Genomic DNA, 10131 nt, shown 5'->3' on the forward strand with positions numbered 1-10131 from the left:
CTCGGTGGGGGTAACCCTCGTCACTGCCGTCACCGGTCCTATCCCATCGAGCCGTTTGGCTCTTTCCACCGCGCCCGACGAGCGTGCTCGGCCGCCACCCGTTCGATCCCCCCGGTGTCGAGGACGCCCTCCTCGGTGATCACGTCGGTAACGAGCTCCCCAGGGGTGCGAACAGCGGGCAGTCGACCGCGAGGCGCTCGTCGTCCGTGATCGCCCCGCGGTCGACGCGTTCGAGGGCCGGCTCGGTCGACGGGCTGATCTTGGCGGCGGCGCTCACGACCCGGACGGGAACGCCCTCGCGGGCGGCGACGGTCGCGGCCGTCCGCGTCCCCACCTTGTTGCTCACGCTCCCGTCCGCGAGCACGGTGTCACAGCCGACGAGCACCTGATCGACCGCCTCCATCTTGTGGGCAACGGCGGCGTCGAGCGTCACAGTCACGTCGAGCGCGTCGGCGAGCTCGCGCCCGACGTCGGTCCCCTCGCAACCGGGTCGCGATTCGAGGATTACGACTCGGTCGGGATCGCCCGCCATGAGCGCCTCGCGTACCGTCCCGGAGCGCGAGAGGGTCAACACCGTCCCCGAGAGGCCGGTGGCGGCGCGCTCGGCGGCCTCCCGGTCGGCCTCGACGGCCCGGTCGATCCCGTCACGCGCCGCCCCTTCGAGGGCAGTCGCGAAGCCGCTCTCGGTATCGGCCTCGACCATCGCGCGATTGACCCGGTTGACGACGGCGGCCATACTCGGGCGTGCCTCGATCAGCGCCACCGCTACGTCGACGAGTTCCGACGGACCCGCGCCCTCGCCCGCCCGGTCGCGCAGCACCTCAAGGGCGCGGATCGAGAGGTGGGCAGACCCGTGGGTGCGGTCGTCGCGGACCTCCGCGACGGTCGGTGAGATCGTTCCGTAGGCGTCCCACAGACCGCTCGGTGTCCTCCGGCGTCGGATCTCGGTCGGGTGGACCCACTCGCTTCCGGTCGGCGTTTCGATTCCCGATTCCGCCACGAGTCGGTAGGGATGGAGTGTCCGACCGCCGGCCCGAACAGGCGGTCCCCCGTCGATCAGTGAGGATTCGTTCACCCCGATCGCCTCGGCCGCGCGCCGTGCGGCCGCATCAGAAGTTCCCTCGACGGGTTCCGAGAGGGCGTCCCAGACCGCCGGCTCCCGTTCTACCCGACACAGTAGGACTCGTCCCCGATCGTACGCGAAGACCACCGCCACGTCCATCTCACTTCTCCATCCGATCGCCCGACCCTTATCCCGTTCGACCACTCTATCTTTCTAGATTATATAATCAGTAATTTTATGTATTCTGGGTGATTACTAACAATGGGAACATGAGCAAACAACACCGTCGAGCGTTTCTCGCAAGCGTCGGACTGGGCACCGCGACCCTCGCTGGCTGTACCGGTTCGCTGGATTTCGATAGCGACGAAGACGACGAGAACGACGATAACAGTGGAACCGACAACGAAACCGACGACAGCGGGGAGGACTCGAACGACGCCCCCGCGGACGTCACCGCGCCCGCGATCGCCCGAGGCGACTCCGTCGACGATTTCGAGGAGATCGTGTGGCATCCGATGTCCGATCACACGACCGTCGAGGGCAGCGACGACGCACTCGTCGGCGATCAGTCGCTGCTCGTCGAGAGCGACGAGCAGGACCAGGCCGGGGCGTTCCGGATCTTCGAGGACGGGCTGGACATCGAGGGCAAGCAGCTCTCTTACGCCGTCAAGATCGACTCCCCGTTGCCCGCCCGCGTGGTCTTCGAAGCCCGCGCACCCGGGCGGTCCGACCAGCTCACGAGCGCGCGTGCGATCCCGTCCGAGTTCGACGGCTGGATGCGCGTCGACGCCGGTTGGACCGGCGAGCGCGGCGAACCCAACCTCGCGAACGTCCAGGAGATCCGGATCTGGGTCGAACCCAGAGGCGACGCCGAGGGTTCGATCAGCTTCCGGGTCGACGACATGCGCGCGACCGGGAGCGCGGATCGCGGCTCGGTCGTCATCTCGTTCGACGACGGCGTCGCGAGCCAGTACGGGACCGCCCTTCCCATGCTCGAAGAGCGGGGCTGGCCGGGCGTCGCGGCGATCATCCCCGACTCGCTAAACCGGCCGGGCCGCCTCTCGATCGAGCAGTGTCGCGAGATGCGCGACGCCGGTTGGGAGCTCTCCGCACACGGCGGCAGAGCGCTGCCCGAGTTCGATTCGAGCGAGGAACGGGTTCGGTACCTCCAGAACGCCCGCGACTACATCGCAAACCGGATCAGCGAAGCCGGCGCGCGCCACTACTTCGTGCCGTACCACCGGATCGACGCCGCCTCGATCGAGGACGTTCGCGAGGTCTACGAGACCTCCTTCATCTTCGGCGGCCAGCCCGCCGCGTCGCCGCCCAGCGAGGGCCACATGATCTCGCGGGTCAACGGCCACGACGCCTCGGCCATCTCGGGGATGCTCGGCCTGGCCGCGAAGTACAACCAAACCGTCGTCACGCTGGTCCACGGGGTCGGCGACGGCGATCTGGACGACGTGACCGAAGCCGAGTTCGAGGCGCTGCTCGACGAGATCGAACGCCACGACCTGGACGTCGTCACCGCCTCGGACCTGCTCGACGACTGATCCCGGTCCCCGATTCGGCCCTCCCCCATCGTCGCCGGTGTCGGCGGCCTTTTTACGCGCGCACGCCGACACCGAGTATGCAGCTACGTGCCGTCCCCGATCTCCCCGAGATCCGCCCCGGCGACGACCTCGCCGCGCTTCTCGCGGAGCGGGTCGATCTCGATCCCGGCTCGGTCCTCTGTCTCGCGAGTACCGTCGTCTCGAAAGCCGAGGGACGCTTTGCCGCCCTTTCGGAGTACCCCGCTGGCCCGCGCGCCCGCGAGATCGCCACGCGTCTCGAGGAGCACACCGGCGAGGAGAAGGACCCGCGGTTCGCACAGGCAGTGTTGGAGGAGAGCACCGAGATCATCACCGAGGCGCCCTTCCTGCTCACCGAGACGCACTTCGGCCACACCTGCGTGAACGCCGGGATCGACCGCTCGAACACCGGCGGCGAGGACCTCCTCTTGCTTCCGAAACGCCCCTCCGAGAGCGCCGCCCGCCTCAGTGAAGCCCTCTCCGTGCCGGTGATCGTCACCGACACCTGCGGGCGACCGTTTCGCCACGGCCAGCGCGGGGTCGCGATCGGCTGGGCTGGCATGGCGGCGAGCCGCGACTGGCGCGGTGAACGGGACCGCGACGGTCGGGAACTCGGGGTCACGGTCGAAAACGTGATCGACGAACTCGCGGCGGCGGCGAACCTCGTCGCCGGCGAGGGGGCCGGTGGGGTGCCTGCGGTCGTCGTCGAGGGCTTCGAGTTCGGTAAGATGGACGGAAGCGACGAACACTTCCGCGACGTGGAGGACGACTACGTCCGCCAGGCGCTCCGGGGGTGGAGTCATGAGTGAACAAACGCCGATGAAGGGCATCGAGATCACGCCCGAACACCCCCTCGAACGCGTCGGCGAGTTCGGCGCGCGTGCAGAAGAAGCGGGCTTCGATGCCGCCTTCGCGAGCTGTCATTACAACAACCGCGATCCCTTCGCCGCCCTCTCGGAGATCGCTCGGCGGACCGACACCATCGAACTGGGCCCGGGTGTCGCGAATCCCTATGAAACCCATCCCGTGGCGGTGGCCTCGCGGGTCGCGACGCTCGACGAACGCAGTGACGGACGAGCGGTCTTCGGGATCGGTGCGGGCGACGCCTCGACGCTGTCTAACCTCGGCTACGAGCGCGACCGCCCGCTGCGGCGCGTGCTGGAATCGTTCAAAGTGGCACGGGACCTCTGGGCGGGCGAACGGGTCACCCACGAGGGGACTTTTCAGGCCATCGACGCGGGACTGAACTACGAGGCCGGGAAGATCCCCGTTTACGTCGGCGCGCAGGGCCCCCACATGATCCGCATGAGCGCGAAACACGCCGACGGTGTGCTGCTCAACGCCGCCCATCCCGACGACTTCGCGTGGGCGGCCGACCAGGTCGAGGCCGGACTAGAAGAGCGGCCCGATTCGCGGGGCGAGTTCGACTTCGCGGCCTTCGCGAGCCTGAGCGTCGCAGAGGACGGCGAGGCGGCACGCGAGGCGGCCCGACCCCCGGTCGCCTTCATTGCGGCGGGGGCCGCACCCCCGGTTCTGGATCGCCACGACATCGACGGGGAGCTGGCGAGCGAGATCGGCGAGCAGATCGGTGCGGGCGAGTTCTCCGAGGCGTTCTCGTTGGTCACCCCCGAGATGATCGACGCCTTCTGTATCGCGGGCACGCCGGAAACGGTCGAGGATCGGGTCCGCGAGATCGCCTCGCATACGGATAGTTTCGTCGCGGGCTCGCCGCTGGGTCCGGATATCGAGGCGGCTATCTCCCTTGCTGGGGCGGCGATCGACCGAGCGTATCGGGAAGGATAGAATCGAGGATCCCGCCGGCGGCGAGCACGCCGAACGCCACGGAGGGAACGACGACGAACAGGAACCCGAAGAGCATGATCACGACGTTGATCGGGTCCCCGAGCGCGACGTCCGCGAAATACCCCACGAGATCGATGCCGTCCTGAATCGGGTTGACCATACCCGCGCTTCGACCGGGGGGTACTTGTGTGTGCTGTTCCTCACCACGCGCGTGGACGACGCACCGACGGGATCGGAACGACTCCGCCCGACCTACGGCTGGACGCCCGACACGATCGCCTGCGAGCGCTGTGGCGACCCGACCGACCGGTGGTGGCGCGAGGAGGATCGGTTGGTCTGTCCCGACTGCAAGCCATGGGACTGAACGTTTCGACCCGCCGAAGCCGTTCGACCGGATCGCGACGGACGGGTACCGAGGACGGCCCCGACAACGTTTAATAGGTCGATTTCGTACGTTCGACTGTAATGTCGGAAGTCTGCTCGACGTGTGGACTGCCCCAGGAACTCTGCGTCTGCGAGGACGTCGCCAAAGAGTCCCAGCAGGTTAACATCCGCATCGACGAGCGCCGCTACGGAAAAGAGGTAACGATCATCGAAGGACTCGACCCCCGCGACGTCGATCTCAGTAGTCTCTCGTCGGACCTGAAATCGAAGTTCGCCTGTGGGGGCACAGTGGAGGACGGCTCCATCGAGCTCCAAGGCAACCACTCCGGTCGCGTCGAGGACTTCCTCCGCGACAAGGGTTACTCGGTCGCCTGATCGACCCCTTCGATCGCGCCTAGAAGGGCGCGTCGGCCTCGGTTTCTTCGGATCCTTCGGTTTCTTCGCTCGTTTCGAGTTCGTACTCCCGAGTCCACGCGTCCAACCCACCTTCGAGACTCCGGACCGTTCCCGTGGTTCCCTCGAAGGAGTCGATGATCCGGACCGCCTGCAGGCTCGCCTTTCCGTGCGGGCAGACGGTGACGACCCGTTCTTCGTCCGCGAGCCCCTCGATCTCCTGGGGAAGCGTCTGGAACGGGATGTTCTCGCTGCCGGGGATCGCTCCCCTGTCGAACTCGGCGGACGAGCGGATGTCGACGATTCGAACGTCCTCGTCGTCTTCGAGCAGCGCGTTGAGCTCCGCGGGCGTGATCTCGTCGTCCTCAGCCATACCGTCCTTATCGGCCCGGTGGGGATAAATCCCTAGAGCAGCCCCTCCTCCCGGGCGAGCAACAGCCCCTCGACCGTCGCATCGTTGGTCGGCTCCTCGCGACCCCGGTCGAGGGCTTCCTCGACCGGCACCGATCGCACCGAGAGGAACTCGTTGTCGTCGAGTTCCTGCTCGACGGGGGTGAGCCCCTCGGCGAAGACGATCGCGCGCTCGTGGCGCATCGCGCCGGTCGCGACCCACATTCGCTGGAGCAACGAGACGCCCTCGGCCGCGAACCCGGTCTCCTCACGGAGTTCACGCGCGCCCGCCTCGGTGGCGGACTCGCCGTCCTCGATGATCCCGGCGGGCAGTTCGAGGTGGGTCTGGGCGATTGCGGGACGATACTGCTCGACGAAGAGCACCTCCTCGCCCGTCGAGGCCACGATCACGGCCGCGGGCGCGAGCTCGGCCCAGTAGTACTTCTTCTCCGAGCCGTCGGGCTGTTCGACCAGGTCGTACCCGCCAGTATACCAGCCCGTTTCGTACTCGGTCACCGATTCGAGGACCGTCCAGTCGTCGGCTTCGCTCATGGTCCTCCTGTGTCCTCGTCGGATAAAGCGTCCCGGTTACCGGTCGTCGTCGAACAGCGGCCGATAGAGCCGACCGAACGCCTGTCTGCGTAGGGTACCGCGCGCCGCCTCGGGTTCGTTCTGATAGGTCGCGGCGACCGCCTCGCCGTCGAAGGCGTGCCACACCACGCGGTCGACGTTCTCGCTGCCCATCACCGACACCTCGCCCGAGAACTCCTCGTGCCACGCCTCGAACGCCTCGCGGGTGTCGTCTCGGATCTCCAACAGCGAGGAAAACAGCGCGTCGCGTGCGGTCTCGACCACCTCGCCGGTGACGCGTTCGCGGTACTCCTCGCGGTCGAACGCCATCGCCTTCGCGACCTCGCGGGTCACGAGCTGCGCGCTCGGTCCGACCGACGCGTAGAGCTCGCGGGCCTCCTCGGGGTCCGCGGGCGCCAGCCAGCCGTCGGTTTCGCTCATACCCCTCGTACCGCTGCTGGCCTTATTCCTCCTCGGATTCGTACATCTCGCGGGTCATCGCCTGTGCCTCCGCGAGGACCTCGCTCGCCTCGCCGCCCATCGCCTGGCGGCCGCGCTGGGGCGGAACCGCGTCCTCGAGACGGCCGGAGCCGCCGTGGTCGTGGCCGCCGGTCGTGTCCTCGAAGACCGTCTCGAACTCCTCCTCGGGTGCGAACGTCGTGACCCGGTCGCCGAGTTCGTCGGGGCCCATTTTGCCCCACTCGGGGACGTGCTCGTCGAGCCAGCCCTCGTGGCCCTCGTTTCCGAGCATGGCGGCGAAGGCGAGGTGGTTCGCCAGGTGCTCCTCGTCCTGTTGGGGTGTCTCACAGACCGGACAGGCATAGCCCATACTCCTCATAGGAGTGCGACGCCTAACGGCCTTACGCCTCGATCGGGCGGACCATCACGAGGGCGGTCTCGCCGTCGGCGTAGTAGCGGGGGACCCGTCGGCGCAGCTCGAACCCGAACTCCCGGTAGAGCGCGAGCGCCGGCTCGTTGCCGTCGCGTACTTCGAGTTTGACCCATCCGACGCTCTCGCTTCCGAGCGTCGACAGCGCCCGCGAGAGCAGGCGACGCCCGATCCCTTCCCCGCGTCGGGCGGGCGAGACGGCGAGGTCCTTGACGTGGCCGATCATCCGGCCGTGGTTGGGCACGCTGTCGGCGACGACGTAGCCGACGACGTCCTCCTCGGCCTCCCCCATCGCCTCGCGGGCGCCAGCTCGGTCCGACCGTCCGGCGACGGCGACTAGGAACCCGGGCTCGTCGAGAAACCCCTCGAACGCCGTGAAGGGCCACGGCTGGGGAAACGAGGCCTTCTCGATCCGGTAGATCGAGAGCAGATCGGCCCGCGTGGCCCGCCGAACGGTGATGGGTCTCGCCGCGGTCACGGGTCCCGGTACGGCTTCGGGGAGTATAACCGCTGGGTCGATGGACGACCGTCGAAGCCGAAGGACCGAATCTCCAAAGTTATAAATCATATGGGTGTCCTCTCACACACCATGCGACGCAGAACATTTCTGGCGTCAGCAGGGGTTTCGGTTCCAGTGCTGACCGCAGGCTGTCTCCTCAACGACGAGTCCGGCAACGGGGGCAACGGTAACGACAGCGACGGGGGATCCGGTGGGTCGGACGTCACTGCCGGGATCGTCTACTCGACCGGCGGCCTCGGCGACGAGTCGTTCAACGACATGGCCAACCAGGGGATCGAGCAGGCCCAAGAGGAGTTCGGTATCGAGTACCAGAGCGCCGAGCCCGGCTCGCCCGCGGACATGAACGAAATGCAACGGCAGTTCGCCGGCAACGACGCGATCGACGTCGTGGTCTGCATCGGGTTCGACCACGAGGCCGACCTCCAGAACAACGCCGAGGAGTTCTCGGACACGCAGTTCGTTCTCGTCGACGCGGTCGTCGAAGCCGACAACGTCGCGAGCTACGTCTTCCGCGAACACGAGGGCTCGTTCCAGGTCGGCCACCTCGCGGGCCTCCTGACGGGGACTGAGTACGCCCACGGCGCCGGCGAGACCAACCCCGGCGAATCGATCGTCGGCTTCGTCGGCGGCCAGGAGACCTCGCTGATCGAGCGCTTCGAGGCGGGGTACGTCGCCGGCGCACAGTACGCGGACGAGTCGATCCAGACGCCCTCGGCGTACGCCGGGAGCTGGACCGACCCGACGACGGGCCAGGAGATCGCCACCGGGATGTACAACGACGGTGCCGACATCGTCTATCACGCCGCCGGCGGCACGGGCGGGGGCGTCTTCGAGGCTGCCCAGTCGAACGGGCGCTTCGCCATCGGCGTCGACGACGACCAGTCGATAAGCGCCGAGGAGTTCAGCGACGTGATCGTCGCGAGCATGATCAAGCGCGTCGACACCGCCGTCTACGAGTCGATCCAGTCGATCGTCGAGGACTCCTTCGAGGGCGGGCAGGTCAACGACCTCGGCCTCGAAGAGGAGGGCGTCGGCGCGGTCATCGGCCAGGACTTCGAGGGCGAACTGCCCACGGAGATCACCGACGCGCTCGAGGAGTCGCGTCAGGCGATCATCGACGGCGAGATCGACGTGCCCGACACACTCGATGGCAGCTGAAACCGATCAGCCCCCCGCCGTCCACCTCGAGGGGATCACCAAGCGATTCCCCGGCGGCGTCGTCGCCAACGACGCCGTCGACTTCAGCGTCGAGCGGGGCACGATCCACGCGCTCGTCGGCGAGAACGGGGCCGGCAAAACGACGCTGATGAACGTCCTCTACGGGCTGTACGAACCCACGGAGGGCACCGTCCGGATCGACGGCGAACCACGCGACTTCGACGGCCCGAGCGAGGCGATGGCCGCCGGGGTCGGCATGATCCACCAGCACTTCATGCTCGTCGATACGATGACCGTCGCCCAGAACGTCGTGCTGGGCGACGAGCCCAAGAAATGGGGCGGACTGGCGACCGACACCGATCGAGCGATCGAGGAGACGCGCGAGATCGCCGACCGGTACGGGTTCGCCGTCGATCCGACCGAGCGCATCGAGGAGATCAGCGTCGGCGAGCAACAGCGCGTCGAGATCCTCAAAACGCTCTATCGCGGTGCGGACGTCCTGATCCTCGACGAGCCGACGGCGGTGCTTGCCCCCCAGGAGATCGACGCGCTGTTCGAGGTCTTGGAGGAGCTGATCGCCGAGGGCAAGACGATCATTTTCATCACCCACAAGCTCGGGGAGGCGCTTGCGGCCGCGGACGAGATCAGCGTCCTCCGGGACGGCGAACTGGTCGGGACGGTTCCCGCAGAAACCGCGACCCGCGAACGGCTCGCGAGCATGATGGTCGGCCGGGACGTGATCTTAGAGATCGAGAAGCCCCCCGCCGAGCGCGGCCCGCCGGTGCTCGAACTCGCCGACCTGACCGTCGAGGACGACCGGGAGGTCACGGCGGTCGACGGCGCGGGCTTTACCGTCCACGCCGGCGAGGTCTTCGGCATCGCGGGCGTCGACGGCAACGGCCAGACCGAACTCGTCGAGGCGATCACCGGGCTGCGATCCGCAGAGAGCGGATCGATCTCCTTCGACGGCCGCGAGATAACGGCCGAGCCGCGCCGCGAGCGCATCGGCGCGGGCATGGCTTACGTCTCCGAGGACCGCCAGAAGCGCAGCCTCGTCATGGAGTACGACCTCCGGCGAAACGGGCTGCTCGGCTGTCAACGGCTCCCCGAGTTCTCCGACGGCTGGCGGATCGACTGGGACCGGACCGACGAGTACGTCGATCGCGTGATCGAGGAATACGACGTCCGGCCGCCGGACCCGAGCGCGAGCGCGGAGTCGCTGTCGGGGGGCAACCAGCAGAAGTTCATCGTCGGCCGGGAGTTCGAACGCGACCCCTCGCTGGTGGTCGCCGCCCAGCCCACCCGCGGGGTCGACATCGGGTCGATCGAGTTCATCCACAACCGGCTGCTCGACCTCAGAACCGACGGGAAGGCCGTGTTGCTCGTCTCC

The 10131-nt window shown here is 67.6% G+C and carries 14 protein-coding genes; 7 read left to right on the forward strand and 7 right to left on the reverse strand.

Features of this window, described 5'->3' with window-relative positions:
• Positions 1-139 precede the first annotated feature (139 nt).
• Positions 140-1222, reverse strand: coding sequence for an initiation factor 2B-like protein (locus EAO80_RS13110; protein ID WP_245998613.1), 1083 nt, complete (start codon positions 1220-1222; stop codon positions 140-142).
• 110 nt (positions 1223-1332) lie between these two features.
• Between EAO80_RS13110 and EAO80_RS13115 the strand changes: the two genes are divergently transcribed.
• The 3 genes from EAO80_RS13115 (at position 1333) to EAO80_RS13125 (ending at position 4437) form a co-directional block, all read left to right on the forward strand.
• Positions 1333-2616 carry a polysaccharide deacetylase family protein gene (locus EAO80_RS13115; protein WP_122090336.1) on the forward strand — a complete coding sequence of 428 codons (1284 nt, stop codon included), beginning with the start codon at positions 1333-1335 and terminating at the stop codon, positions 2614-2616.
• Positions 2617-2693: 77 nt separating this feature from the next.
• Positions 2694-3443: a coenzyme F420-0:L-glutamate ligase gene (locus EAO80_RS13120; protein WP_122090337.1), complete on the forward strand. Its 750-nt coding sequence runs from the start codon at positions 2694-2696 to the stop codon at positions 3441-3443.
• Positions 3444-3453: 10 nt separating this feature from the next.
• Positions 3454-4437 (forward strand): 5,10-methylenetetrahydromethanopterin reductase, encoded by a 984-nt coding sequence (locus EAO80_RS13125; RefSeq protein ID WP_122090344.1) that lies wholly within the window; start codon positions 3454-3456, stop codon positions 4435-4437.
• Here the strand turns inward: EAO80_RS13125 and EAO80_RS13130 are convergent.
• Entirely contained in the window at positions 4388-4597 is a 210-nt protein-coding gene (locus EAO80_RS13130; protein ID WP_122090338.1) for a hypothetical protein, read from the reverse strand. The two genes, EAO80_RS13125 and EAO80_RS13130, sit on opposite strands and share 50 nt — an antisense overlap.
• Before the next feature lie 30 nt (positions 4598-4627).
• On the opposite strand from EAO80_RS13130, the gene EAO80_RS19790 reads away from it, so the two are divergent.
• Entirely contained in the window at positions 4628-4801 is a 174-nt protein-coding gene (locus EAO80_RS19790; protein WP_162993998.1) for a DUF7573 domain-containing protein, read from the forward strand.
• Positions 4802-4902: 101 nt separating this feature from the next.
• Positions 4903-5196 (forward strand): stress response translation initiation inhibitor YciH, encoded by a 294-nt coding sequence (yciH, locus tag EAO80_RS13135; protein ID WP_008415996.1) that lies wholly within the window; start codon positions 4903-4905, stop codon positions 5194-5196.
• 19 nt (positions 5197-5215) lie between these two features.
• Here yciH and EAO80_RS13140 read toward each other — a convergent pair whose 3' ends face one another.
• Genes EAO80_RS13140 through EAO80_RS13160 form a run of 5 tightly spaced genes read right to left on the reverse strand, consistent with a single transcriptional unit; the run spans position 5216 to position 7541 of the window.
• Entirely contained in the window at positions 5216-5587 is a 372-nt protein-coding gene (locus tag EAO80_RS13140) for a rhodanese-like domain-containing protein (protein WP_122090339.1), read from the reverse strand.
• A gap of 32 nt (positions 5588-5619) precedes the next feature.
• Positions 5620-6156, reverse strand: a complete 537-nt coding sequence (locus EAO80_RS13145; protein ID WP_122090340.1) for an NUDIX hydrolase — start codon at positions 6154-6156, stop codon at positions 5620-5622.
• A 36-nt stretch (positions 6157-6192) separates the two neighbouring features.
• Positions 6193-6615 (reverse strand): DUF5809 family protein, encoded by a 423-nt coding sequence (locus EAO80_RS13150; RefSeq protein ID WP_122090341.1) that lies wholly within the window; start codon positions 6613-6615, stop codon positions 6193-6195.
• A 22-nt stretch (positions 6616-6637) separates the two neighbouring features.
• Positions 6638-7003 carry a DUF5810 domain-containing protein gene (locus EAO80_RS13155; RefSeq protein ID WP_122090342.1) on the reverse strand — a complete coding sequence of 122 codons (366 nt, stop codon included), beginning with the start codon at positions 7001-7003 and terminating at the stop codon, positions 6638-6640.
• 31 nt (positions 7004-7034) lie between these two features.
• Positions 7035-7541, reverse strand: a complete 507-nt coding sequence (locus EAO80_RS13160; protein WP_245998614.1) for a GNAT family N-acetyltransferase — start codon at positions 7539-7541, stop codon at positions 7035-7037.
• A 111-nt stretch (positions 7542-7652) separates the two neighbouring features.
• Here EAO80_RS13160 and EAO80_RS13165 point away from each other — a divergent pair, with 111 nt between their 5' ends.
• Both EAO80_RS13165 and EAO80_RS13170 read left to right on the forward strand, forming a co-directional pair.
• Positions 7653-8741 (forward strand): BMP family lipoprotein, encoded by a 1089-nt coding sequence (locus tag EAO80_RS13165; RefSeq protein ID WP_122090345.1) that lies wholly within the window; start codon positions 7653-7655, stop codon positions 8739-8741.
• On the forward strand, positions 8731-10131 hold a 1401-nt coding region (locus EAO80_RS13170; protein ID WP_162993999.1), incomplete at its 3' end, for an ABC transporter ATP-binding protein. The genes EAO80_RS13165 and EAO80_RS13170, both read left to right, overlap by 11 nt.

It is taken from the genome of Halalkalicoccus subterraneus (assembly GCF_003697815.1).
In the GTDB taxonomy this organism is placed as follows: domain Archaea; phylum Halobacteriota; class Halobacteria; order Halobacteriales; family Halalkalicoccaceae; genus Halalkalicoccus; species Halalkalicoccus subterraneus.